Origin of the sequence: Paenibacillus taichungensis (assembly GCF_050994985.1) — a bacterium.
GTDB classification, from domain to species: domain Bacteria; phylum Bacillota; class Bacilli; order Paenibacillales; family Paenibacillaceae; genus Paenibacillus; species Paenibacillus taichungensis.
In genome coordinates this window covers 537,998-564,207 of the sequence record NZ_CP194720.1, presented here as the reverse complement: position 1 = coordinate 564,207, position 26,210 = coordinate 537,998, and the positions used below count along the sequence as shown (strand labels likewise).

Annotated in this window: 19 protein-coding genes, 9 tRNA genes and 2 rRNA genes; 3 read left to right on the top strand and 27 right to left on the bottom strand. The window is 46.9% G+C overall.

The window, feature by feature from the left end:
* Positions 1-12: 12 nt before the first annotated feature.
* Positions 13-2,196: a RelA/SpoT family protein gene (locus tag ACR1R9_RS02670; RefSeq protein WP_063567711.1), complete on the bottom strand. Its 2,184-nt coding sequence runs from the start codon at positions 2,194-2,196 to the stop codon at positions 13-15.
* 376 nt (positions 2,197-2,572) lie between these two features.
* On the opposite strand from ACR1R9_RS02670, the gene uraA reads away from it, so the two are divergent.
* Positions 2,573-3,889, top strand: coding sequence for a uracil permease (gene uraA, locus ACR1R9_RS02665; protein WP_076287750.1), 1,317 nt, complete (start codon positions 2,573-2,575; stop codon positions 3,887-3,889).
* A gap of 195 nt (positions 3,890-4,084) precedes the next feature.
* Here uraA and ACR1R9_RS02660 read toward each other — a convergent pair whose 3' ends face one another.
* The 6 genes from ACR1R9_RS02660 to ACR1R9_RS02635 all read right to left on the bottom strand — a co-directional run bounded on the left by ACR1R9_RS02660 (position 4,085) and on the right by ACR1R9_RS02635 (position 10,601).
* Positions 4,085-4,597, bottom strand: coding sequence for an adenine phosphoribosyltransferase (locus ACR1R9_RS02660; protein ID WP_024633046.1), 513 nt, complete (start codon positions 4,595-4,597; stop codon positions 4,085-4,087).
* A gap of 37 nt (positions 4,598-4,634) precedes the next feature.
* Positions 4,635-7,043, bottom strand: coding sequence for a single-stranded-DNA-specific exonuclease RecJ (gene recJ, locus ACR1R9_RS02655; protein ID WP_433921821.1), 2,409 nt, complete (start codon positions 7,041-7,043; stop codon positions 4,635-4,637).
* A 39-nt stretch (positions 7,044-7,082) separates the two neighbouring features.
* Positions 7,083-8,048: a cation diffusion facilitator family transporter gene (locus tag ACR1R9_RS02650; RefSeq protein WP_076287748.1), complete on the bottom strand. Its 966-nt coding sequence runs from the start codon at positions 8,046-8,048 to the stop codon at positions 7,083-7,085.
* 74 nt (positions 8,049-8,122) lie between these two features.
* Positions 8,123-9,031 carry a protein translocase subunit SecF gene (secF, locus tag ACR1R9_RS02645; protein WP_099856770.1) on the bottom strand — a complete coding sequence of 303 codons (909 nt, stop codon included), beginning with the start codon at positions 9,029-9,031 and terminating at the stop codon, positions 8,123-8,125.
* Complete coding sequence (gene secD / locus ACR1R9_RS02640; protein WP_076287746.1) at positions 9,021-10,271, bottom strand: protein translocase subunit SecD; 1,251 nt, start codon at positions 10,269-10,271, stop codon at positions 9,021-9,023. The genes secF and secD overlap by 11 nt, the downstream gene beginning before the upstream one ends.
* 90 nt (positions 10,272-10,361) lie before the next feature.
* Positions 10,362-10,601 (bottom strand): post-transcriptional regulator, encoded by a 240-nt coding sequence (locus ACR1R9_RS02635; RefSeq protein ID WP_175383441.1) that lies wholly within the window; start codon positions 10,599-10,601, stop codon positions 10,362-10,364.
* A gap of 223 nt (positions 10,602-10,824) precedes the next feature.
* On the opposite strand from ACR1R9_RS02635, the gene spoVB reads away from it, so the two are divergent.
* Complete coding sequence (gene spoVB, locus ACR1R9_RS02630; protein WP_099856768.1) at positions 10,825-12,426, top strand: stage V sporulation protein B; 1,602 nt, start codon at positions 10,825-10,827, stop codon at positions 12,424-12,426.
* Between the two features lie 3 nt (positions 12,427-12,429).
* On the opposite strand, the gene ACR1R9_RS02625 is transcribed toward spoVB, so the two are convergent.
* Entirely contained in the window at positions 12,430-13,146 is a 717-nt protein-coding gene (locus ACR1R9_RS02625; RefSeq protein ID WP_076288259.1) for a DUF421 domain-containing protein, read from the bottom strand.
* Between the two features lie 228 nt (positions 13,147-13,374).
* Here ACR1R9_RS02625 and ACR1R9_RS02620 point away from each other — a divergent pair, with 228 nt between their 5' ends.
* A complete protein-coding gene (locus tag ACR1R9_RS02620) occupies positions 13,375-13,767 on the top strand; it encodes a TIGR04086 family membrane protein (RefSeq protein ID WP_076287744.1) in 393 nt (130 codons plus the stop codon).
* 130 nt (positions 13,768-13,897) lie between these two features.
* On the opposite strand, the gene yajC is transcribed toward ACR1R9_RS02620, so the two are convergent.
* The 19 genes from yajC to ACR1R9_RS02525 form a co-directional block, all read right to left on the bottom strand.
* Positions 13,898-14,209 (bottom strand): preprotein translocase subunit YajC, encoded by a 312-nt coding sequence (gene yajC / locus ACR1R9_RS02615; protein WP_072734772.1) that lies wholly within the window; start codon positions 14,207-14,209, stop codon positions 13,898-13,900.
* A gap of 67 nt (positions 14,210-14,276) precedes the next feature.
* Complete coding sequence (gene tgt / locus ACR1R9_RS02610; protein WP_062325081.1) at positions 14,277-15,413, bottom strand: tRNA guanosine(34) transglycosylase Tgt; 1,137 nt, start codon at positions 15,411-15,413, stop codon at positions 14,277-14,279.
* Positions 15,414-15,458: 45 nt separating this feature from the next.
* Entirely contained in the window at positions 15,459-16,490 is a 1,032-nt protein-coding gene (queA, locus tag ACR1R9_RS02605) for a tRNA preQ1(34) S-adenosylmethionine ribosyltransferase-isomerase QueA (RefSeq protein WP_175383400.1), read from the bottom strand.
* A 7-nt stretch (positions 16,491-16,497) separates the two neighbouring features.
* Entirely contained in the window at positions 16,498-18,585 is a 2,088-nt protein-coding gene (locus ACR1R9_RS02600) for a SpoIID/LytB domain-containing protein (protein ID WP_175383401.1), read from the bottom strand.
* 69 nt (positions 18,586-18,654) lie between these two features.
* The gene (gene ruvB / locus ACR1R9_RS02595) at positions 18,655-19,665 is read right to left on the bottom strand and encodes a Holliday junction branch migration DNA helicase RuvB (protein ID WP_053779099.1); all 1,011 of its coding nucleotides are present in this window, start codon (positions 19,663-19,665) and stop codon (positions 18,655-18,657) included.
* A gap of 56 nt (positions 19,666-19,721) precedes the next feature.
* Positions 19,722-20,336, bottom strand: a complete 615-nt coding sequence (gene ruvA, locus ACR1R9_RS02590) for a Holliday junction branch migration protein RuvA (protein WP_076287741.1) — start codon at positions 20,334-20,336, stop codon at positions 19,722-19,724.
* The gene (ruvC, locus tag ACR1R9_RS02585) at positions 20,333-20,836 is read right to left on the bottom strand and encodes a crossover junction endodeoxyribonuclease RuvC (RefSeq protein WP_053779097.1); all 504 of its coding nucleotides are present in this window, start codon (positions 20,834-20,836) and stop codon (positions 20,333-20,335) included. Before ruvC ends, ruvA begins: the two co-directional genes overlap by 4 nt.
* A 293-nt stretch (positions 20,837-21,129) precedes the next feature.
* Entirely contained in the window at positions 21,130-21,822 is a 693-nt protein-coding gene (locus tag ACR1R9_RS02580; protein WP_433956414.1) for a BofC C-terminal domain-containing protein, read from the bottom strand.
* A gap of 239 nt (positions 21,823-22,061) precedes the next feature.
* Positions 22,062-22,135, bottom strand: a tRNA-Pro gene (locus ACR1R9_RS02575).
* 7 nt (positions 22,136-22,142) lie between these two features.
* Positions 22,143-22,221: transfer RNA gene (locus ACR1R9_RS02570), tRNA-Leu, on the bottom strand.
* Positions 22,222-22,235: 14 nt separating this feature from the next.
* A tRNA-Arg gene (locus ACR1R9_RS02565) sits at positions 22,236-22,312 on the bottom strand.
* 6 nt (positions 22,313-22,318) lie between these two features.
* Positions 22,319-22,393 (bottom strand) — tRNA-Gly (locus ACR1R9_RS02560).
* A gap of 24 nt (positions 22,394-22,417) precedes the next feature.
* A tRNA-Asp gene (locus ACR1R9_RS02555) sits at positions 22,418-22,495 on the bottom strand.
* Between the two features lie 27 nt (positions 22,496-22,522).
* Positions 22,523-22,596 (bottom strand) — tRNA-Met (locus ACR1R9_RS02550).
* 18 nt (positions 22,597-22,614) lie between these two features.
* Positions 22,615-22,690, bottom strand: a tRNA-Val gene (locus ACR1R9_RS02545).
* A gap of 125 nt (positions 22,691-22,815) precedes the next feature.
* Positions 22,816-22,887, bottom strand: a tRNA-Glu gene (locus ACR1R9_RS02540).
* Positions 22,888-22,891: 4 nt separating this feature from the next.
* A tRNA-Asn gene (locus ACR1R9_RS02535) sits at positions 22,892-22,967 on the bottom strand.
* Positions 22,968-23,051: 84 nt separating this feature from the next.
* Positions 23,052-23,168: ribosomal RNA gene (gene rrf / locus ACR1R9_RS02530) — 5S ribosomal RNA — on the bottom strand.
* Between the two features lie 81 nt (positions 23,169-23,249).
* Positions 23,250-26,175: ribosomal RNA gene (locus tag ACR1R9_RS02525) — 23S ribosomal RNA — on the bottom strand.
* Positions 26,176-26,210 lie beyond the last annotated feature (35 nt).

The window sequence follows — 26,210 nt, the reverse complement described above, 5'->3', positions numbered from 1 at the left end:
CTTACAGGCTCCTTACTGCATAATCCGATGCACAGAATAGACATCTTTCACCCGTTTGATCCGTTCCACAACCGAATGCAGATGCTCCGTATTACGAATCAGAATTGTAACGTGCACCAATGCTAATTTATTTTTATCTGTACGTCCGGTGACGGCAGATATATTGGTTTTACTTTCGGAAACAGCCTGAAGCACTTCATTGAGCAAGCCGTTGCGATCATGACCCGTAATCTCAATATCCACACTGTAGTTGGCTTCAATATTCTCTTCCCACTCGACTTCAATGACGCGAGCTGCTTCTTCCCCATCCGTACTGGAAGGAATATTTGGACAGTCCGTTCGATGCACCGAAACCCCACGTCCACGTGTAACATACCCGATAATAGCATCCCCTGGTACAGGGTTACAGCAGCGCGCAAAACGAACAAGCAAATTGTCTATACCTTTGACACGAATGCCATTCGTCGGACGGTTTTTGCGTTCAGGTGCAGGCTTCAGCTCACGCATCTCGGAGTTCAGCTCAAGCAAGCTGGATTCTTCCTGCTCCTTGCGAAGTTTCTCCGTTGCTTTGGTCACGATCTGTGCAGCCGTAATGCCACCGAATCCAACAGCTGCGAGCATATCTTCAATATCATTGAAGGCATACTTTTTGGCTGCTTCCTGCAACTTATCGTCTGTCATCCAAGCAGATGGATCAAGTCCCATGCGCTTGAGTTCACGTTCACAACTGTCGCGTCCTTTTTCAACGTTTTCTTCCCGCCGTTCCTTCTTGAACCATTGCTTGATCTTCGCTCGTGCGTGAGAGGATTTTGCAATTTTAAGCCAGTCCTGACTCGGTCCGTAAGAATGTTTGGACGTCAAAATTTCAATGATATCACCCGTTTTGAGATGATAATCGAGTGGAACGATACGACCATTTACTTTGGCACCAATCGTCCGATTACCCACCTCTGTATGGATTCTATATGCAAAATCCAATGGAACAGATCCAGTAGGCAATTCGATAACTTCCCCTTTTGGTGTGAATACAAAGACCAGATCCGAGAAGAAATCCATTTTAAGCGATTCTACAAATTCAGACGCATCCTGCGCTTCATTTTGAAGTTCAAGAATCTCGCGGAAGAACGTAATTTTATCTTCAAAATTATTTCCGTTTCCGTTCGCAGCGCCTTCCTTGTAGGCCCAGTGAGCAGCAATACCAAATTCAGCGGTGCGGTGCATATCCCATGTCCGGATTTGGACTTCAGTCGGTTCCCCATTCGGACCTACGACTGTGGTATGCAGCGATTGATACATGTTCGCCTTCGGCATCGCGATATAGTCCTTGAAACGTCCAGGCATTGGTTTCCATAACGTGTGTATAATGCCGAGGGTAGCATAACAATCCTTGATGTTATCCACAATAATACGAATCGCAAGCAGATCATAAATCTCGTTAAACTGTTTGTTTTTCGTTGTCATTTTTTTGAACACGCTGTAGATGTGCTTAGGACGTCCCGACAGATCTGCCTGAATTCCCATCTCATCCAGCTTGCTTGTAATACCGTCCATAACCGTATCAATATATTGCTCACGTTCCGCACGCTTCTTGTGCATCAGGTTTGCAATCCGGTAATATTGCTGCGGATTCAAATAACGGAGGGCGATGTCCTCCATTTCCCATTTGATTGCAGAGATACCCAGACGGTTCGCAATCGGACAGAAAATCTCCAACGTTTCATATGAAATACGGCGCTGGCTTTCTTCCGACTGAAACTTGAGTGTCCGCATATTATGCAGACGGTCAGCCAATTTGATCACGATGACACGGATGTCCTGCGCCATGGCGATGAACATTTTGCGGTAGTTCTCGTTCTGCTGTTCTTCCTTGGAGCGGAACTGAATACGTTCCAGCTTCGTCAAGCCGTCAACAAGCATGGCACACGTATTGCCGAAATGATTGCGGATTTCTTCAAGTGAAACCGTAGTATCTTCTACTACATCATGAAGAAGCGCTGCAATTATGGAGATGGTGTCCATCTGCATGTTTACAACAATATCGGCAACCGCAAGCGGATGCAGAATATACGGTTCTCCCGATTTTCGCGTCTGTCCATGGTGGGCCTGATCAGCAAATTCGTAAGCTTCTCGTATGCGCACCAGATCGGGTTCTTTGATATATGCCCCGGCCTTCTCGAGTAATTGCTCTATGCCCATTCTGATCTGTTCCGTGTCCTTTCTATACAAAATGGAACCCGTGACATAATATCAACACAGGTTCCCCGTAAAAGTAATTTCCTATAATTATGACGCTTCGCCCGTTTCCCGTCAACTACTGACGAATAAGAGCACATATCCAATTTTTTTATACGTTATGTGCCATTCCCGAAAGATGTTGCCCGATATTCAACAGAGGTCGGAAATCCTCCTCATTTATTATGTATTATTACCGTTATTTGCCGAAATAGAAGGATCCATTCGCAAAATAAAAATGGTTTAGCAGTGCTTAGTGGAAAAATGTTATTGCTAAATGAAGAGAAACTCTGTACTATATTGAAGATTTGTGTTTCGGAAAAAAGGAGATGAACATTCATTGCAACGTGAAATTCAGGTTAATCAAAAAATGCCGCTTGGCTCAGGATCGCTGCTGAGTCTCCAGCATTTGTTCGCCATGTTTGGCAGTACGGTACTCGTGCCGAACCTGTTCGGTGTCGATCCAAGTATGATCTTGCTTATGAACGGTATTGGAACATTGCTGTACATACTCATGTGTAAAGGAAAGATTCCGGCCTATCTTGGGTCAAGCTTTGCTTTTATCGCACCTGTTTCTTCCGTGTTAATCGCACACCCTGATAACGGATACTCCATGGCACTTGGAGCGTTCATCGTAACAGGCGTTGTTTTCTGCATTGTAGCTCTTATCATCAAGTATGCGGGGACAGGTTGGATTAACGTGGTATTCCCGCCAGCGGTTATGGGTGCTATTGTTGCCCTAATCGGTCTCGAACTTGTACCTGTGGCAGCAGGAATGGCTGGTCTGATCAATTCAAACCCTGCTGAGAACCCAGACTGGGTACCTCAAGCCAAACCAATTATTTTAGCCATGGTTACTCTTGGTATCACTGTTATTGGTGCAGTAACCTTCCGTGGGTTCCCCAAGATCATTCACATTCTAATCGGGATTGTATCCGGTTACGGGCTTGGGTACTTTATGGGTGAGGTAAAAACCGAGAATATAGTGAACGCTGACTTTATCTCGCTGCCTACTGTAACGACACCGACATTTGACTGGTCTGTCATCTTTACCATTTTGCCTGTCGCCCTTGTTGTCATTGTTGAACACATCGGACATCTGCTTGTAACGAGCAGCATTGTGGGCAAAGATCTATCCAAGGACCCAGGTCTGCATCGCTCCCTGCTTGGGAACGGCGTTTCAACTATTCTTTCCGGTTTTGTAGGATCCACACCGAATACAACTTATGGTGAGAATATTGGTGTTATGGCTCTGACACGGGTTTACTCGACGTATGTTATTGGCGGCGCTGCCGTTATCGCGATCGTGCTTTCGTTCTCAGGTACGTTCTCGGCACTTATAGCTAACATTCCCGTTCCGGTTATGGGTGGTGTGTCTTTGCTTCTGTTCGGAGTAATTGCGGCATCTGGTTTGCGTATTCTGGTCGAACAGAAAGTGGATTTTGCCAAACCTACCAACTTGTTGCTAACTACCCTTGTACTCGTCATCGGACTCAGTGGTACTGAGATCACATTTTATGGTATTCATCTCAAGGGAATGGCTCTGGCAACCATCGTCGGAATTCTGCTGAGCTTGTTGTTTAAATTATTTGAAGTACTGGGTTGGTCGAATGATCAAACGGAGAAACAGCCTTTAACCGAGAAAACTCCAGATTGATTTCTTGCCGACTAATTTTGAACGAACAATGTTTATTCATTCTTCATCTTATACATCGTACAATGCAAAAAGCCTGCTCTCTAACCTTAACGGGTTGAGGGACAGGCTTTTTTGTAAATAGTTAATGCTGTATATTATTTCCCGGGAAACGGGAGATCCAGTTCACATGATTTAACAGCAATAAATGCCAGAATTCTAGTAGTTCATCAATGTAAATACATCAATACCCGGCAATTTTGCACGTCCATTTAAATCAGACAGCTCAATCAGGAATGCTGCACCTACAATCTTGCCACCCAATTGTTCAATCAGGTTAATGGAGGTAGCAATAGTTCCGCCTGTCGCCAGCAGATCATCCGCAATCAGGACATTTTGTCCTTTTTCGATCGCATCTGTATGCATAGCAAGCGTATCTTTGCCATATTCAAGATCATAACCGACTTCGATCGTCTCTCCAGGCAATTTTCCACTTTTACGGATCGGAGCAAAACCGACACCCAGAGCGTACGCCAGAGGAGCGCCCACAACGAATCCACGTGCTTCAGGTCCAGCAATAACGTCAATTTTGAGATCCGAAACCATTACTTTCAGCTCATTGATCGCCTTGCGGTACATTTCTCCATCCTTCAACAATGTCGTAATGTCTTTGAAGCTGATTCCCGGTTGTGGAAAGTCAGGAATGACACGAATATAATCTTTAAAATCCAAAATAATCTCCTCCTAAAATAAATAGCACAACTTCTATCTAAGATACGCCCTTCATCCGGGATATCATCCATTGTGTCAGTTGAGGGGTCGATGCATCCAGCATCACCTGCTCTGTCTCGGCCATGCTCTCCAGCGCCTGATATTGACGCGAAGCGGTTAGCTCACGCTTGGGTGGGTTATCCACAAACACAATCTTTCCAGCTTCTCGGGTTATGAACGATAACTCCTCAAAAACATCCAACATCATAGTAATCATGCGCGGCGAGCAGCCACACTGACGACTGAGCACAGGAGTGATCTCTTGTTCCTCCACGGGTTCAGCTCTCCATTTGGACACCAGCATATAAATACGCTTGAAGAGTTCTCTGGAAGGCATCTGAAGGCGATCTCGGCGGTTGCCTGATCCGTGCAGAAGGATGATATTCTCGGCTCCGCTGAATAAAGCCAGCATTGCATCAAGTTGTTCCGGGGTTTCCGGCGTATCAAACACAAATAACGTCCGGACCTGTTCCTGCCCATAATGCTGCGCGGCAGCATTGCACGGAAACAAACCGACCTTTCTATCATATACCCAAAGGCACGGTTCATACAATGAATTTCCCTCGGAAACATTCGTTTCTTTCCGAACGATGGCACCAATTGAGCCTGACTTGTATCGTAAATGTATTTCAAGTGAACTCAAGAACTGCTTCATCGCGTTCAGAGGCTCCGTACTACCTCGCAAATCAAAAACTTGCGCATGTGGAACCTGAATGTCCTGCAGCATTAATTGTGGTTTCCTCATCCCGTTCCACTCATTTACAGACAACTCGCCCATAACATCAATGATGGAGCCTGGAGGCAGAAACTCAGCCAATGCTCCTTTGCCAAAAGCGACCGTCTCCAATTGCAGGCCATCCTGCTCCAAAACCAGTTTCAGATGACGTTTTTCCCGTCCCATCGTCCGTGTTTCTTTTACAGTCACATTGCGCAATACAAAACGTGGAGATGGATTACTCATGCCAAACGGCTGGAGTCTGTCGATCTCTTGAATGACCTGCAATGGTACATCACTGATTCTGCATTCGTCATCTGCTAGACGATGGGGCACAAAGTCCTCCTCTGTCAGTACGGATGCCGCAAACTCATTCAGTCCGGCTTCCAGCTCTTTAAGTTGATCACGATGAAGGCTCATGCCTGCTGCAGCTGGATGACCACCATAATGGTCCATCGTGTGCTTGCAAGCAGTTAATGCCTCATAGATGTCCAGACCCTCTATGGAGCGTGCTGAGCCTTTACAAGCGCCACTTTCCGGGTCAATGCCCAGGATAAGCGTTGGCCGATAATACCGTTCAAGTAACTTGGAAGCAACAATACCTACAACTCCAACATTCCAGCCTTCTCCCGCCAAAACGATGACATCCGGCACTGCTCCGGAATTAAGCTGGATTTTCTGCTCCAACTGGGTTGTCGCTTCCAGAAGTATGCCCTCAACAACCTGTTGCCTTTCACGATTCAGCAAGTCCAGTTGGCCTGCCAACGTGTGTGCCTCATCCAGATCCTCGGTTGTAAGCAGCGATACGGCTCTGCCAGCATGATCCAGACGTCCGCTTGCATTAATACGCGGAGCCATTGCAAAGGCAATATTGATTGAGGTGACCTGAGTTTGATCCACACCACTAATTTCAAGCAGAGCACTAATACCAGGCAGACGTGTACCTCGCATGGACTCAACACCATAACTAACGATAACCCGGTTCTCGCCTTCCAAAGGCATCAAATCGGCAACCGTACCAATAGCGGCAATTTCCATCCATTCTCCAGGCACTTCTCCAATCAATGCCTGAGCCAGCTTCAACGCTATACCCGCACCAGCTAACCCTTTAAAAGGGTAAGGACAGTCCGGAAGCTTGGGATTAATAAGCGTATAAGCCTCAGGCAAAACTTCAGGTGGTTCATGGTGATCCGTCACAATGACTTCCATTCCCAGTGTTGCAGCATAAGCAATCTGCTCTACCGCACTGATTCCGGTATCAACCGTAATCACCAGCGTGACTCCTTGTTGATGAGCCCAATCTAAGGCATGATTGTGTAACCCGTAACCTTCATTGGAACGATGAGGGATATAAATATCATAAGAAGCACCAAGATAACGCATCAGATGGATCATCAGGGATGTACTGGATACTCCGTCCGCATCGTAGTCCCCATATATTAAAATATGTTCTTCACGCTCAATAGCCAGCTGGATTCGGGGCACAGCTTCTTTCATGCCTAGAAGCAGATAAGGATCATGCATCTGATTCAGATCAGGATGCAGAAATTGTTCTGCCTCTGATTCATTATGAACCCCTCGACTGACCAGCAAACGTCCAACAAGTGATGAAACGGAAAGCGCCTGCGAGAGTCCCGCAGCCGCCTCCAAATCGATATTCGGTGTGTTCCACCGGTATTGCGAATAAAGCAATGATAACGCTCCTTTCCTGATCTACTGGACCAAGCTTCATTACTGAATTAATGTCGCTTCAGGATCTGGCAGTTCATGATTGGATTTATAAGGATATCCAGGATCATAAGGTACAGCCTGGATCTGTACTTCTTTCACATGACTGAAACGAGTTAATAGAAGTGTCTTCGCCCGATTCGCAATCTCTTGTGCCTCAAGCACGGAAATTCTAGGGTTCACACTAATGACCAGTTCAATTGTAACATCATGTTCCTGTTCACGTGCTACCAGATGTTCAATCGTAATAATGCCATATACACGCTGCACCGTCTCTTTGAAGTCAAGTGCTTCTTCCTGTTCCAATTCCTGAACAAGTGAACCATATACGGTATCGACAATCATTCTGTAGCCTTTGTGAAGCACAAAACAGGAAGCGATCAATGCAGCTGCGGGATCCATATATCGAAGAATACTCCACCCCATCGTTTCTCCTGTCATGGAACCTACAATACCGACCAAGACGATAAGCGAACAGTAGAGTGCACGACGATGCTGCTGTGCATAAGCTAGAGCCTGCGATTGATTTCGTTTACGGAAATATCGGTATTGATATTGAAAGATTGCTTCTTTCACAGCCAATGCTGCAAAAGCTACCACAAGTGCATGAGTATATTTCTCAAGTGATTCTGGTACATCTCCGGACAGACTACCCAAAGCGGAGATGGCGATCTGCAAACCTCCCATAAGGATAAGCACAGATAATAATACCGAAATTCCAGGTCTCGCGATACGTGAATGTTCCTTTGACCGCTCCCTACGAGCCTTTCTTTTTGTTTGTACAGACTTCGAGGGAAAGAGGCCGGACAATGAAGAAGCAGCTTCTGAAGCAGAGTGCAGGCCGTCTGCAAGCAACGATTTGCTGTTTGCCATATAACCGAACCCAGCCTTAATTACTGCAAGTGTCAAATTCCCGGCGATCCCGCTCCACGTGGCAGCGTGAACAGAAGGGAAACGTTCTCTGGTCATGGCGATGCCCCCCTTAATACTCTACCTAAAGTTGCAAAACCGCGCCTGGCAGACGCGGCTTCACAATACAATGTTTAGTTGGATGCTTTGACAGCTGCTTTAGGTTTCTCTGTTTGTTTACCTTTGAGCGCCAGCCACAATGGAGCGGCGATATAGATCGAAGAATATGCACCGAACAATGTTCCGATGACCATAGCAAGTGAGAACATGCGAATGGATTCTCCACCAAAAATAAACAAGCAGAGCGAAGCGACAAACACGGTGAATGTTGTATTCAGGGAACGTGTCATCGTTTGGGCCAAACTGCGGTTGACTACTTCACGCAAATCGGCTTTCGAAGTCTTTTTAGCAAAACGCATATTCTCTCGAATCCGGTCGAAGATAACGATTGTATCATTGATCGAGAATCCGACAATGGTCAGTACAGCCGTAATGAAGGTCAAATTCACTTCCAGTCGGAAGATCGAGAACACACTAATCACTACAAATGCATCATGGAAGAGCGCAATTACAGCAGCCAAACCAAACCGCCATTCAAATCGGATGGCTACATAGATCATAATCCCGATACTTGCGATAAGAACCGCGTATATGGCATTGCGTTCAAGTTCTTTAGCCATCTCCGGGTCAACCGTGTTGACTTCATAAGAAGCGGTTGAATCCAGCTTGGTGAACTCTTGCTTAAACTTACTTTCCTGAGTTTCATCCAGTACGTTCGAGAAACGAACGTTAACCCGATCAGCACCAGGTGTAATATGAACATCTTTTGTGTCAACACCAAGATCACTAACAATGGGCTTAATTTGTTCCGTTGTGATGGCTTTAGACACCGTAATATCTACATTAGAACCCGAACGGAAATCTACCGCATAATTCAATCCCAGGGCCAAAATACTGATGATCCCTGCAATCGTCAGAATGATGGAAAAGGCATAGGCAATTTTACTGCCTTTAACATAATCAAAATTCCAATTAAAGCGCACGAATTTCACTCTCCTTCACTCCGAAGTACTTAGGCTTCTTCAACACGTTAGCCCGCACAAGCAGGGTCAACAGGAAGCGGGAGAAGAAAATATTCGTGATAATGCTGGTCACGATGTCAAAAATCAGCACGAGTGCGAAACCTTTAACCGCACCTGTACCCATGAAGAACATAACTGAAGCGGCAATGATCGTTGTGATGTTGGAGTCGATAATTGTACGGAAGGAATGTTTACCTCCTGCTTTAACCGAAGACAATATCGACTTGCCACTGCGCATTTCTTCCTTGATCCGCTCGTACGTGATGATGTTGGCATCCACGGCCATCCCTATACCCAGGATAAATGCCGCGATACCCGGAAGGGTAAGTACGAATTCTCCCATATAGAAGATTGCAAGTACCAGCCATGTATGTGTAATCAGGGCAAAGCTCGCAATAATCCCCGGAATACGGTACAGACCAATCATGAACACCAGGATAATCACGGAACCAATTAATCCCGCTTTAATCGTCTGGTCCAGAGATAGTTTACCAAGCGTTGCACCAACGCTTTGAGAGTACTTCTCTGTCAGTTTCAACGGCAACGCGCCCAAATTAATGGTATCGCGAAGCTGATTGGCTTCCTCACGTGAGTAGTTGCCCGTGATCTGTGCAGAGCCATCACTCAGCTGCTGCTGCACGGTTGGAGCGGATAACAGCTGATCATCCAGATAGATGGCCAAGGGTTGTCCAATCAAACGTTTGGTAATTTCAGCAAACTTCGCTTTGTCTTTAACCTGGATATCGATCATCGGTGCGTTCAACTGGCTGAATACCACTTTGGCACCATTCTCCACGAACTCATTTCCCCGAAGCTCGATTTTCGTGTATTCGCCTTCTTTGTCATTCTCAGCTTTACTGCGGAAGGTCATGACAGCAGGTTCTTTCATTTTGGCTCTGACTTCAGCCTCGTCGGTAACCCCGGCCAGCTTCAAACGGATCCGGTTCGTTCCTTCAGTTGTTACTTCCGGCTCGCTTGTTCCGAGCGCATTGGCACGGCTCTCCAGACTTTTTGCTGTTTGCACCAAAGATGCTTTGGTGACTTGTTGTCCTTGTTCCAGCGGCTCTGCTTCATATAAGATCTCGTAGCCTCCTTTTAAATCGAGGCCCAAGCGTATATTTTTGAGCAGCCCTGGACTTGTGCCCAACATTACTCCTGCGGTCACAAGCACGACCAAAATGAAACTGACGATTCTTTTCATGCCGTTCCTAGATCCCCTTTCGTTCTCAATATTCCCATTATAGCGATGCCGTAAAAAGCAGTCAATTTCCAACAAAAAAGATCCCTTTCGCTAGAAAGAGGACCCCCGGTATGCAGACACGGTCATAAAGTTCATAAAGCTTGTTGCTTTCAGTGACAATATGTCGTTCACCAGTTGGTGAAGCGGTGGAATGCCCTGCTTTTCATATTTATGACTGATGCAATTCCAGACATCTTTGCTGGTGACATATTCGTAACCGACAAGCCTTAGTTCCTCTGCTTTGCTACGGCAGAGCATCTCTATAGACTGTTCCAACTCCACATCATTCATTTCTTCCAACGGGGAGCCTCCCTTCATACATCCAAGCCTTTATGCGGCATCAATATTACATCATTCGACTTTACCCGATCATATTCCTTCTTGCTGGTGATGGATCTTTTTGTTAATCGTGTCCAAGTTGTCATGAGAAGATATTGGACTGGCATAGGATGAAGAACGACGGCTTTGTCCCGTTTATGAATATCTGTACTCCAACCGGGAAAGAGGGGTAGTCTTGAAGAAACAGACATTTATCCAGGGAGCCATGATCCTGCTCGCCGCAGGCATCATTAATCGGATTCTAGGGTTCATCCCGCGCATTGCGCTGCCACGGGTTATCGGTGCAGAAGGAGTTGGCATCTACCAACTGAGCTATCCCTTTTTCATCGTACTCGTCACATTAATCACTGGCGGTATTCCATTGGCTGTAGCCAAGCTCGTAGCCGAAGCGGATACAGGTGCCAACCGTTATTCACCCCAGCGAATTCTTCAAATCAGCCTGAGCTTCACACTGACCCTTGGCGTTGTGTTTATGTTTTTGTGCATTATCTTCGCTCCATGGGTCACCCGTTATGTGCTGACCGATGAGAGGGTCTATCACACGTTTGTCAGCATGAGCCCTATGATTGCCATCATCGCCGTATCTGCAGTCTACAGAGGATATTTCCAGGGAAAGCAAAACATGATGCCTACGGCTGTTTCATCTATCGTAGAAACGGTCATTCGTATTATCTGTGTGATCTGGTTTTCCTGGCTCCTCTTACCCCGAGGAATTGCTCAAGCTGCTGCAGGAGCCATGCTTGGAGCACTCGTCGGAGAATTCGTCGGTATGCTTGTATTACTATGGAACTATGCTAGGCAGAAGAAATATATGGATCAACATCTGCCCATACTCGAATCTCCAATCGAACCCAAACCTGCTATTTCAAAAAACTCAATTGGCTCAGAACCTGGACTTCTTCGTCGTTTACTCGCGATCTCTGTACCTGTAACTGCCGGGCGATTAGTTGGTTCCCTCTCCTATCTCGCTGAGACGATTGTAACCGCACAGAGTCTAGCTATTGCAGGTATCTCCAAAGGGCTCGCCACGGCCCAGTATGGTGCATTACAAGGCATGATTATACCGCTACTTCTACTGCCGGGAGCATTAACGTCCTCGCTAGCCACGTCACTTGTCCCTTCATTGTCTGAGGCCTCGGCTCAAGGTGACCGTGCGCTCATACATAAACGGATGCATCAGGCGCTGCGGCTAGCACTTGTAACAGGTGCTCCATTTTCTGTTTTTATGTATGTGCTTGCCGAACCGATGTGTCTTGTTCTGTATAATGATGCATCGATTGGAAGCATGCTTAAGCTCATGGCTCCTTTTGCTTTGTTTATCTACATTCAAGCTCCTCTTCAAGCCGCCCTTCAAGCATTGGATCGTCCGGGAAAGGCACTGCTCAATACATTTATTGGTGCTGTCATCAAAATCACATTGATTTTGGTACTCGCCTCCCGACCAGAATACGGTATATTTGGTGCGGTGATTGCCATTTGTGTGAATTCAACGGTCGTTACCCTTTTACATGCAAGAAGTGTACGCAACCTTTTACAGTTCCGTTTCAAGGTAATGGATTGGGTCAAAACGGGCACTGGTATGGTTATCATGGGCGCCGCTACTCTGGTCATATATGAACAGACTGCATCTATGCTTCCATTTTGGATCAGAATGCTTCTCGCGCCCCTTGTTGGTCTAATCGTTTATTTCATTGTTATGGGCTGGACCAAAATGATTGATTTTCACGATCTTTCCCGTGCTCCCATTATTGGTTCCTGGTTTAAACGTCGTTCTTAGACGTCAGTTATCTTTGTCATCTTTGGAACTTACATAAACTTTCTCGTTATGATCGATGGAACAGATAAACACATCTTTGAAGTCCGTAATACCTTTTTGCTGGATCTGATTTTTAAGCCAAAATCTCGTTTTCTGAATCAGTTCAAGGTTCTGATCCTGAACTTTGCCATCCATGATCAAAGGCAATGGTAGCCCTTCATATTTGATATTTTCAAACCCATCTATTTTATTTTTTCTTGCTTTTTGTTTGGAATTAAATCCTGTCGAACCAGTACCTGATGAGCCGCTATTACCGTCTGAAGAACTCTGCCCTTTTGAAAAAACAGTCAGCTTGCCTGTCGTCTCCAATATGGCGAAGTCAACTTCACCAATGCTGTCTACATTCTGTTCGCGAAGTTGCTGCAGCAAATCGTCCAGATTGTAACGCTGCTTGCGCATCTCATCTCGATGCAATTTACCTTTGGAAATTAACACGGTCGGCTTGCCATCAATCATCAGCCGCAGCTTCCGGCTCTTGAGACTGAGAAAAGCTATGGCAATCTGTACTACCAGTACCGTCAGCATCGGTACAATACCATGGAATAACGGCTTATTGATATCTTCGATGACAAATGCCGCAATTTCTGCAAGCATGATAGATACGACCAAATCAAACATGGACAGCTTTCCAATCTCACGTTTACCCATGATCCGGATAGAAGCATAAACAATAAAATACATGAGTATGGTTCGAAAAATATGTGCTCCGACATCTGAGAAATTCACAACAGGGTTCCTCCTTCGGATCTGAATTTTATACAGGTACCTGAAGCGTAATCCCTATTTTGACCTGAAGCTTACATGCTCATGCAAATATAAACTGTTCATTTAATGGAAAATTCAGTTCATAAGTAGGAAGGCTTGACCATACACTGTATTAATTTCAAACTTGTACAAGGGGGTTGCTTCATGCAGTTGATTCGCCGAATGGTTTCATTTCGAATGTCTAACCCAGTTCTTTCGGGCCTCTGTCATGCTTTTGTGTGGATGATGTTAGGCGCACTGATCCTATCCTTCTTTCTCTGGATGACCGGAATGCGGGAACAGGATCTTTCCCTGTATACTTATGTTGTCCATGGCTTGTCATTGCTGGTTGGTGGATTTGTATCTGGCAAGAGGTCAGGTGAGCGAGGCTGGTACCACGGAGGTATTACCGGAATCGTCTACGGACTAATCGTATTGCTGATTGGGTTTCTGGCACTTGATGCCTCATTCAATTGGAAAGACAGTCTGCAGCTTGCAAGTGCATTCCTGATTTCTGCACTAGGCGGCATATTTGGAGTCAACACACGAAGATCATAGAAGATCGGGGTGTAACGGTTATAAGTAAAAAAAAAAGAGAACCGGGTCTCCAAGGAGATCCAGTTCTCTGATAGTGAAAAATACGCTGCAAACGTACTCATAGCCTTACAGGCTTTTAAACATCTATGGTCTATTCAGCCGTTTCACGTGCAACTGCACTGCTAATTGCATTACGATCGAATGTCAATTTAGTAACATCGTTTACACGCAATACAACCACATCGTCTGTGATTTCAGCAATCGTTCCGTGAAGACCGCCGATTGTAACAATTTTATCGCCTTTTTTCAATTGCCCTAACATGGAATTACGTTGCTTCTGTTTTTTGTTCTGTGGACGAATCATCAAGAAGTAAAAAATTGCAACCATGAGTACCAAAGGTACAATCAAAGATACAATTCCACCGCCAGCTGGAGTTGCTGATGCAGTCATTGCCTGAAACATGTAAAATTCCCCCTTATCGACTATACGTACAGATAATACTTGTTACTTCGGTTCCGCAAAAACCTGATCAGAAACCTTTGTCATTGTCATGAAGACCATATTGATCGAAAAATTCATCCCGGAAATCAAGCAAACGATCTTCCATTATGGCTTTACGCACATTGCGCATCAAATTCTGCAAGAAATGAAGATTGTGGATGGTCGTCAAACGTAAGCCAAACGTTTCATCCGCTTTGATTAAATGACGCAAATAGGCTCTTGAATAGTTACGACAAGTATAGCAATCACATTCAGGGTCTAGTGGCCCAAAATCGGTTGCAAACTTGGCATTACGAACTACCAGACGTCCTTGGCTGGTCATCGTTGTTCCGTTACGGGCAATTCGGGTAGGCAAAACACAATCGAACATGTCCACTCCACGAATCGATCCCTCAATCAATGCATCGGGTGAACCTACACCCATTAAATAGCGTGGTTTATTGGACGGCAACAAAGGAACGGTGTAATCCAATACGCCATACATCAAATGTTTCGGTTCTCCAACACTCAGTCCACCAATAGCATAACCCGGGAAATCCATGGAAGTCAAATCTGCCGCGCTTTGGCGACGAAGATCTTCATGCATGCCTCCCTGTACGATGGCAAACAACCCTTGATCATTCGGACGAGCATGACTTTCCAGACAACGTTCTGCCCAGCGGCTCGTTCTTTCAAGTGATTTTTTTACATATTCATACTCAGCCGGATACGGCGGACACTCATCAAATGCCATCATAATATCGGAGCCCAGTGCGTTCTGGATTTCCATTGCCACTTCAGGCGAGAGGAATTTTTTATCTCCGTTTAGATGGGAGCGGAAGTTAACGCCTTCCTCCGTAATTTTGCGCATCTCACTCAGAGAAAACACTTGGAACCCGCCACTGTCAGTCAAAATCGGGCGATCCCAGTTCATAAATTTGTGCAGGCCGCCTGCCTGACGAATAATTTCATGTCCGGGTCTCAGAAACAGGTGGTACGTGTTGCTCAAAATGATCTGAGCATCCATTTCTTTCAACTCTTCGGGACTCATCGTCTTCACCGTCGCCTGTGTTCCTACAGGCATGAAGGTTGGTGTCTCAATAATACCGTGAGGTGTATGTACACGTCCCAAACGGGCTCCGGATTGTTTACAGGTTTTGATATGTTCGTACGTAATTGCTGCCATTGGTTTTAATCATCCTCTAAAAATTAATCGTAATACCTTCACTTCTCAATAAATCAACATAGCATCGCCAAAGCTGAAGAAACGGTACTGTTCTTTAATTGCTTCCTCATATGCATGCATGATTTGTTCTCTACCCGCAAGCGCACTGACCAGCATGACCAATGTGGATTTGGGAAGATGAAAATTCGTAAGCATCCCGTCGATCACTTTGAACGTATATCCCGGATAGATAAAGATTTTGGTCCAGCCGCTGCTTTCTTGCAACTGCCCGTCTTTTTCAAACTTGCTTCCAACCGTTTCAAGTGTTCGACAACTTGTCGTTCCTACAGCAAATATACGGTTGCCACGTTTTTTCGTTTCATTAATTAGATCCGCTGTCTCTTGTGACAAAGAGTAATATTCCTCATGCATAACATGCTCTTCAACTTTGTCAACTGACATAGGCCGAAATGTTCCGAGTCCAACGTGAAGCGTGATGAAAGCTACATTAACGCCTTTATCCCGAATCCGATTCAGCAGTTCTTCTGTAAAATGTAATCCTGCTGTCGGCGCAGCGGCGGATCCTTCATGTTTCGCATATACCGTTTGATACCTTTCACGGTCATCCAGCGTCTCTCTGATATAAGGAGGCAGCGGCATTTCACCCAGACGATCCAGAATCTCTTGAAAGATTCCATCATAGGAGAACGTAAGCAAACGCGCACCCATTTCGCCTTCCTCATCAATGACTGCCTTGAGCTCGTCACTAAAAACGATGACCGAACCAGCTTTCAGCTTCTTGCCTGGTTTAACCAGAGCTTCCCAACGATCGCCCTCTACGTTTTTGAGCAGAAGTACTTCCGCCTTTGCCCCGGTGTCCTCTTTGGTTCCAAACAAACGCGCTGGAAGAACACGTGTATCATTCAGCACCAGTGTATCTCCAGGCTGAAGGAAGTCGATAATATCAGGAAACGTGTGATGGTTAACCTCACCATTTTCCTTATTTAAGGTAAGCAGCCGGGACGCCGTGCGGTCAAGCAGTGGCGTCTGTGCAATTAATTGCTCCGGCAATTCAAAATCATATAAGTTCACATTCATATTAGATTCATTCCTTAACAATAGTCACATTTTGATAATAGTGTTTCAATATTGCCTGGTAATCATACCCTTCATCTGCCATACCTTTGGCACCCCATTGGGACAAGCCTAATCCGTGCCCATTACCCTGACCGATGATCATGAAGCTTTGGCCCTGAGTTACAGCTCGAGCTTGACCATCACCACTCATAACCACAAGTGCATTACTGGATGAAGTTCCTGTGCCCGAGGCAGATAGTACAGCAGCACCCTGTGAGCCGGTTTTGCTTGCTGTTTTGCCGTCAGCGCCTAATACAGTATAACTTCCGGTCCCTGCAATATCAAATAAAGTACTAGGTAATCCACCTAAAGCAGAGCGGTAGGTATCTGCATATTTTACCGTCATAGGCTGGCCGTTGGCTGTAACTTCAAGTGCTCTTCCTGATGGCCCGCGCTTGGTCACTTCGAGCGTTGAGATCGAAGATGGAACAGTTGAAGTCGTTTTACCCTGTAGAGTTTTAACCAACTGGGCTGACGTGAATGGTCCTCTTACCCAAGCATAATCATTGGACTGCGGCACTTTGGCCAGAACAACAGCTTCGTTGCCTGGATTTATTTTCGCTACCGGTTCAACATTGGATTGAATTAACGGAACGGGACGCACATTGGTATTTTGGGCAGTAACCGTCACTTTGGCTAAACCCGCATCTGTTTTAGTCGTTAATTCTTTTACATTATCCTCGCGGATATATCCGCTGACTCCTGTACTCAACAGCACATGATACCATGTCTGTAATCCAGCTTGGGCTGATGTATCTCCCTGGCTGTCCACATTACTGAACACATCCCCGCCTCCATTCCATACTTCGGATGGATGTGCAGTCTGTCCGCCTGCATTGGAAGAGAATACGGCTTCTACGATTTTACCACCGCTCTTGATGACTTCTCCAGAGGTGGCGTCAACCGCACTGGAGACTTTATCATTCTCTGAACCCATTCCGTTGTATGCCTGACTGAGCGTGGTATCCACAACATTGGCAATTTTAAAACGATCTCCCTGTTGAAGCGCATAAGAGCGAGCAGCGACAGCTTGTACTTTCAGCGCTTCTGCTGGCCAGGATGAATACACTTCTGCACCAACAACAGAGTATAAATATTGCTCTAGTGGAACTACATTAACCAAAGCCAAATCGCCACTTACAATGCTAATTTCCATGTCACCGCGATACGTGCGTCCGGAACGTTCCACCACTTTGATTCCACTGCCGTCTCCTTGTACAAAGGCTTTAGCTTCACTGCCGACAATAGTGTAATGCGGGGCTACTTTAAGTGTATCCGTGCTTAACCCAGCATCCTGGCGGATGATAAGAGCAGCACTATTACTGTTTACCGGTGATAGACTTACTCCTGGAACACTGGCCTCCACACTCTTCTTGAATGCAGACAAATCAGCTTCAGATGAGGCCTCACCCACCCATACAGCATAGCCTTGACTGCCTCCATCCAGTTGAAGCACCGTATAGGAACTAACTCCTGCCGATGCAAAAGATGCTTGTGCCGCTTCGGCCTCTTGAAGTGAACTGTATACTCCTGCAGACAGACGCTTGCTGCCTGTTACCGCTGGTTTTTGTCCGCCCAGTTGGGCTGCAGCCACTTTTTGTACACGGGCTACCGCTTGACCAGCCAACGCTTCTGTTGCATAGTTTCCTGTGTAGAGCTGATAGGTCGCTTTGCCATTTAAAGAAGTTGTAAACAACAACGGTTTATCACTAGTGGCCTGCAACAATTTTGCGGCTGCTGCCGCCGTTTTGAAATCCCCTGTTTCCAACACTTTGACGCGGAATCCGTCCGCACTGAAACGGATTTGTCCTGCCGGAAGAGTTATACTTGCCCCGCTCTCCGAACCGATATTCCATTTCCCACTCGACTCAAGCGTAATCAGTGGTGTAGTCGATTTATACGTACTTCCCAGGTTCGCAAACATAGCAACCCGGATTATCTGCCCATCACTTTCAGCGGCATAAACCGGCACTTGCAGGCATCCTACCGTCAGCAGAGCTGCGGCCAATACCTTCAAACGCCGACTCCACTTCTTTGTTTGTATTGCTTTCCCCACGATCAGTCTCCTCTCCGTGTTTCTCCCAAGTTGTATATTAAGATAAATCTCATTGATATATCGTTACAATTATTTGGCGTCTCTCGGTGGAACGGGCAAACCCAGATGATGATAGGCCAGGTCTGTTACAATTCTGCCCCTCGGTGTACGTTGAAGCATACCAATCTGCAATAGATAAGGCTCATAGACATCCTCTATGGTCTGACTCTCCTCACCAATCGTAGCGGCAATCGTATCCAGACCCACAGGGCCTCCCCGGAAACTGTTAATCATTGATTTGAGCATCTTGTGATCGATCTCGTCCAGACCACGCGGATCAATCTGGAGACGTTGCAGCGCTTCTTCCGCTAGAGCCTGTGTGATAATACCATCACCCCGTACCTGGGCAAAGTCACGCACTCTTTTTAGCAATCGATTGGCAATCCTCGGTGTCCCACGGGAGCGCAATGCGATCTCTTCTGCTGCATTACCAACAATCTCCACCCCTAGAATCTCTGAGGCCCGTGAGACGATGTAGGCCAGCTCATCCACCGTGTAGAACTCCAACCGACTGATAACACCAAACCGATCTCTCAGAGGCGCAGACAGCAAACCTGCACGGGTTGTAGCACCAATCAGCGTAAAGGATGGCAGATCAAGACGTACGGAGCGGGCACTTGGGCCTTTTCCGATCATAATATCCAACGCGAAGTCTTCCATGGCGGGATACATCACTTCTTCTACCGTCCGATGAAGGCGATGAATCTCGTCAATAAACAGGACATCCCCTTCTTGCAGGTTTGTAAGCAATGCAGCTAGATCACCTGGGCGTTCAATCGCAGGTCCCGATGTTGTGCGTAAGTTAACACCCAATTCATTGGCAATGATATTGGCAAGTGTTGTTTTACCAAGTCCAGGCGGTCCATATAACAACACATGATCGAGCGCCTCATTACGCATCTTAGCCGCTTCAATGTATATTTTCAAATTCTCCTTGACCTGGTTTTGCCCGATATATTCATTTAAATACCGAGGACGAAGACTAAGCTCCACAGCTTGATCCTCCATCATCAGGTTCGCGGAAATAATCCGGTCATCCATGTTCATCCCTACCTTTTTTATGCGGTTTACTGCTCTATTATAGAGGCAAAATTAATTTATCCCGTAAACAGCATTTGCAGTGCCCGTTTCATCAACACATCAACAGAATCGGCCGAAGTAACATCTTTCTTCAGTTTGAGCCAAACTTTATCCAGTTCACTGTCGGTATACCCCAGCGCTTTAAGTCCTTCACGAGCCTCATCCCAGGCAGAGCCGCTTCCTGCTTCTTCCGAAGGAGGAGCAAACAAACCTGTTGCATACGTGGCAGCACCGAAACCATCCAATTTGTCCTTAAGGTCCAGTATCATGCGCTGCGCTGTTTTCTTACCAATCCCCGGCAGTTTGGTCAGGAACGTTAGATTCTCTTGATATATGGCCGTCACGACATGGTCCGGCGTACCGCCAGCGAGTATACCCAGAGCAACTTTGGGTCCAATACCTGATACCTCGATCAGCTTGCGAAATAACTTCTGTTCCTCACGAGTAGCAAAGCCAAACAGCAACATCGCATCTTCACGTACATGGTGATGGGTATACACCATAATTTCTCCTTCTTGCTTCGCAAATGCAAAAGGATTCGGACAGAATACACGATAACCAACGCCATGCACATCAAGCACAATATATTCATTCTCCAGATGTACGAACTGTCCTCTTAGGAAATCAATCATTTTCGCAATACCTCATTCAACTTGGAATTTAATGTATATGAGTGTGCATGACACACTGCTACAGCCAAAGCATCTGCTACGTCATCCGGCTTCGGGATCACCTGTAAACGCAAAAACATTTTGACCATCTCCTGCACTTGCCGCTTTTCCGCTTTTCCGTATCCCACAATCGCCTGCTTAATCTGCATCGGCGTATACTCGGCTATAGGCAGTCCCTTCTGGGCAGCAGCCAGTACCATGACACCTCTAGCCTGACTTACAGACATCGCTGTTGTGACGTTACGATTGAAAAAAAGTTTCTCCAGCGCTACTGCGTCCGGTTTATATTTATCAATCAGCTGTACCATACCCTCATATACATGAAGCAGCCGTTCCTCTTCAGGGGTGTGAGCTTCTGTCTGAATACAGCCATATTGTACAGGTGTTACCTTACTGCCGATTTTGTCCACAAAACCAAAACCGACAATCGCAATCCCCGGGTCAATTCCCAAAAAACGCAAATCCATCTCTCCCTTACAAAAGCGAACATATGTATCGTTCATTTCATTATAACAAAAGATAGACCCTACGGCAGGAAAAACTTTGTCCTTTCATATACTCGCCTGAATTCGTGTATAACCTACAATCGCAATCTCCTATATTCAGGTGTTTCGGTCATGGAACGACAAAAAGGACATCTTTCGATGTCCTTCGGTTCACTTCGTATGTTGTATAATCTGCGAATCCTACGATTAGGAACTTCTCCTCTAGGCGATGTAAACAAATAAATTTCAATGCAGATCAGCCTGTTTTTTTATCCGCCATTACGGATTTCTTTATTGGCCTCATCTACCGCATAATCGCTGAACGTAGAGATTACACTATCATACTCATCCTTGTCCTGGATACGAATACCTTGCTGCAACTGCTCCAACACACCTTCAGGCAATGATGTCTCCAACGTGCCTACGTCCATTTGAAAAAAAGTACGGATGACTTTCTCTTCTGTGGGCCGTCCTTCATACAGGTTAAGATTACCCACAGCATCTATGCTAATATATGCCTGCTCTTTACATAATGGAGAAAGATCATCCACATGTTGCTTAATGTGTAAAACTTCTGCCGATTCAACTTGAGCATCCCAATCCGGATGTTGAACGAGCAGCATCTTCAATTGAGGAATCGCCATCTTACCTAATTGTTCTGTCTCTACCCCACAGATATATTGCGTCTCCAATACAACACTCGTTAAACGGTCCGGATCAGGCCCAAGTTGTTCCATCAAAGTCTGAATTTCTTGCTCAGACCTTTGTTCACTGGCAACAGGTCCCATTACAGATACAACCTCACCGAAATTGGTCGTGAGTAAACGCTCGATCGCAGAAGAAATCGGCAAACCACTGTAAGCCAGTATAGCTACAGCAACTAATGCTGAAGTCATCCACACTGTTCTTTTCCATCGGCGCCAGCGTCTCTTGAATTGTTTTTTGAAGTTAAACGTGTTCACATGAACCCCTTCTATCACTTTTTAAACCTATTGTGACCGAAAGCACTGGGCTTTATGCAAAATTAACCTAAGGCACCAGCAATACGCCACGCTTGAGCCTAATAAGATGAAAGCTATATTTATTCCTTATTAAAGGTTGTCATGAATTAAGAGGTTATGATTGCTTAAAACACAATCAACTTTTAGACATAAATAAAAAGACGGACTATCTATAAATAGATAATCCGTCTTTTTTGAGATCGGGATGACACGATTTGAACATGCGACCCCCTGGTCCCAAACCAGGTGCTCTACCAAGCTGAGCTACATCCCGTTATATATACCGGCGAGAGGACTCGAACCTCCACGGTTTCCCACTCGATTTTGAGTCGAGCGCGTCTGCCATTCCGCCACGCCGGCGTATGAAGTTGTAATGGCGCGCCCTGAGAGATTCGAACTCCCGGCCTTTTGATTCGTAGTCAAACGCTCTATCCAGCTGAGCTAAGGGCGCAAATATTGGAGCGGAAGACGGGAATCGAACCCGCGACCCTCGCCTTGGCAAGGCGATGCTCTACCGCTGAGCCACTTCCGCATACGGTATTAATAAATATAAAAATGGCGGAACCGACGGGATTCGAACCCGCGATCTCCTGCGTGACAGGCAGGCATGTTAGGCCAACTACACCACGGTTCCAGATCACTTTCTTGATAGAAAGTATAATTGCGGGGGCAGGATTTGAACCTGCGGCCTTCGGGTTATGAGCCCGACGAGCTACCGGGCTGCTCCACCCCGCGTCGTTATTAAAAGTTATATGGTGGAGGCTGAGGGGATCGAACCCCCGACCCTCTGCTTGTAAGGCAGATGCTCTCCCAGCTGAGCTAAGCCTCCATTTATAAATGACCCGTAGGGGATACTCTCACTTCGTTCGAGACTGCGAAGCCATTGCTAACGAAGCTTATCCTCCGACGAACCTTTGGGATTCTCATCCCTTTTCAAGCTAATAAATATAGCAATGACCCGTAGGGGATTCGAACCCCTGTTACCTCCGTGAAAGGGAGGTGTCTTAACCCCTTGACCAACGGGCCTTAATGGCTCCCCGAACAGGGCTCGAACCTGTGACAACTCGATTAACAGTCGAGTGCTCTACCAACTGAGCTATCAGGGAATACTAAGCATCTGCAGTGCAAATGCAATTCATCGTACAACATCAACATACAAAATCTGTTTTCTATGTAAGATGAAAGAGTTCGCTTGGCGGCGTCCTACTCTCCCAGGACCCTGCGGTCCAAGTACCATCGGCGCTAGAGGGCTTAACGGTCGTGTTCGGGATGGGTACGTGTGGAACCCCTCCGCCATCGCCACCAAACGCATAGCTTAGCTTACATCTCAGAGTTTATTCTCTGAAAACTAGATCCGAAACGAAATGTGCGATTTACAACGTGCATATTTGGATAAGCCCTCGACCGATTAGTACTGGTCAGCTCCATGCATTGCTGCACTTCCACCCCCAGCCTATCTACCTCGTCGTCTTCAAGGGGTCTTACATACTGGGAAATCTCATCTTGAGGGGGGCTTCACGCTTAGATGCTTTCAGCGCTTATCCCTTCCGTACATAGCTACCCAGCGGTGCTCCTGGCGGAACAACTGGTACACCAGCGGTACGTCCATCCCGGTCCTCTCGTACTAAGGACAGCTCCTCTCAAATTTCCTACGCCCACGACAGATAGGGACCGAACTGTCTCACGACGTTCTGAACCCAGCTCGCGTACCGCTTTAATGGGCGAACAGCCCAACCCTTGGGACCTACTTCAGCCCCAGGATGCGATGAGCCGACATCGAGGTGCCAAACCTCCCCGTCGATGTGGACTCTTGGGGGAGATAAGCCTGTTATCCCCAGGGTAGCTTTTATCCGTTGAGCGATGGCCCTTCCATGCGGTACCACCGGATCACTAAGCCCGACTTTCGTCCCTGCTCGACTTGTAGGTCTCGCAGTCAAGCTCCCTTATGCCTTTGCACTCTTCGAATGATTTCCAACCATTCTGAGGGAACCTTTGGGCGCCTCCGTTACTCTTTAGGAGGCGACCGCCCCAGTCAAACTGCCCACCTGACACTGTCCCCGCACCGGATTACGGTACCAGGTTAGAACCTAGATACGATCAGGGTGGTATCCCAACGGTGCCTCCACACAAGCTGGCGCTCATGCTTCAAAGGCTCCCACCTATCCTGTACAGATCGTACCCAAATTCAATATCAAGCTGCAGTAAAGCTCCATGGGGTCTTTCCGTCTTGTCGCGGGTAACCTGCATCTTCACAGGTATTAAAATTTCACCGGATCTCTCGTTGAGACAGCGCCCAAGTCGTTACGCCATTCGTGCGGGTCAGAATTTACCTGACAAGGAATTTCGCTACCTTAGGACCGTTATAGTTACGGCCGCCGTTTACTGGGGCTTCGGTTCACAGCTTCGGATTGCTCCTAACCGCTCCCCTTAACCTTCCAGCACCGGGCAGGCGTCAGCCCGTATACTTCGCCTTACGGCTTCGCACAGACCTGTGTTTTTGCTAAACAGTCGCTTGGGCCTTTTCACTGCGGCCCCCTCGTGCTATTCACACTACCGGGGCACCCCTTCTCCCGAAGTTACGGGGTCATTTTGCCGAGTTCCTTAACGAGAGTTCTTCCGCGCGCCTTAGAATTCTCTTCTCGCCTACCTGTGTCGGTTTGCGGTACGGGCACCATCACCTGGCTAGAGGCTTTTCTTGGCAGTGTGAGATCATGACCTTCGCTACTATAATTTTCGCTCCCCATTACAGCCCAGCCTTACGATGTGCGGATTTGCCTACACATCAGCCTCACTGCTTAGACGGACATCCATCAGTCCGCGTCACTACCCTGCTGCGTCCCCCCATTGCTCATAACGGCTTACGGTGGTACAGGAATTTCGACCTGTTGTCCTTCGACTACGCCTTTCGGCCTCGCCTTAGGTCCCGACTTACCCTGAGCGGACGAGCCTTCCTCAGGAACCCTTAGGCTTTCGGCGGATCAGATTCTCACTGATCTTTTCGTTACTCATACCGGCATTCTCACTTGTATAATGTCCAGCGCTCCTTACGGTACACCTTCAACCCTTATACAACGCTCCCCTACCCCTGATGCAAAGCATCAAGCCATAGCTTCGGTGGTGTGTTTAGCCCCGTTACATTTTCGGCGCAGAGTCACTCGACCAGTGAGCTATTACGCACTCTTTCAATGGTGGCTGCTTCTAAGCCAACATCCTGGTTGTCTGTGCAACTCCACATCCTTTCCCACTTAACACACACTTGGGGACCTTAGCTGATGGTCTGGGCTGTTTCCCTTTTGACAATGGATCTTAGCACTCACTGTCTGACTCCCGGAAGTAAGTCTATGGCATTCGGAGTTTGACTGAGCTTGGTAACCCTTGCGGGCCCCGCACCCAATCAGTGCTCTACCTCCACGACTCTGTTTTCCGAGGCTAGCCCTAAAGCTATTTCGGGGAGAACCAGCTATCTCCGAGTTCGATTGGAATTTCTCCGCTACCCCCACCTCATCCCCGCACTTTTCAACGTGCGTGGGTTCGGGCCTCCAGTGCGTGTTACCGCACCTTCACCCTGGACAGGGGTAGATCACCCGGTTTCGGGTCTACGTCCACGTACTATGTCGCCCTATTCAGACTCGCTTTCGCTGCGGCTCCGGCTCTTCACCTTAACCTTGCACGGGAACGTAACTCGCCGGTTCATTCTACAAAAGGCACGCCATCACCCCTAAAACGGGCTCTGACTTTTTGTAAGCACACGGTTTCAGGTTCTATTTCACTCCCCTTCCGGGGTGCTTTTCACCTTTCCCTCACGGTACTGCTTCACTATCGGTCGCTAGGAAGTATTTAGCCTTGGCAGATGGTCCTGCCGGATTCATACGGGGTTTCACGTGCCCCGCACTACTCGGGATACATCTCGGAGAGAACCAACTTTCAAGTACAGGGCTTTTACCTTCTTTGGCGGGCCTTTCCAGACCTCTTCGTTTAACCGGTTCCTTTGTAACTCCATGTGAGATGTCCCACAACCCCAAAGAGCAAGCTCTCTGGTTTGGGCTTCTCCGCGTTCGCTCGCCGCTACTGACGGAATCACTATTGTTTTCTCTTCCTCAAGGTACTTAGATGTTTCAGTTCCCCTGGTATGCCTCTACATAACCTATGTATTCAGTTATGAGTAACTGGAAATTACCCCAGCTGGGTTTCCCCATTCGGACACCCCCGGATCAAAGCTTGCTTACAGCTCCCCGAGGCAGTTTCGTTGTTCGCCACGTCCTTCATCGGCTCCTAGCGCCTAGGCATCCTCCGTGTGCTCTTAGTAGCTTAACCAATTGCTCCAAGGAGCAAATGCAATCTACCGTTTT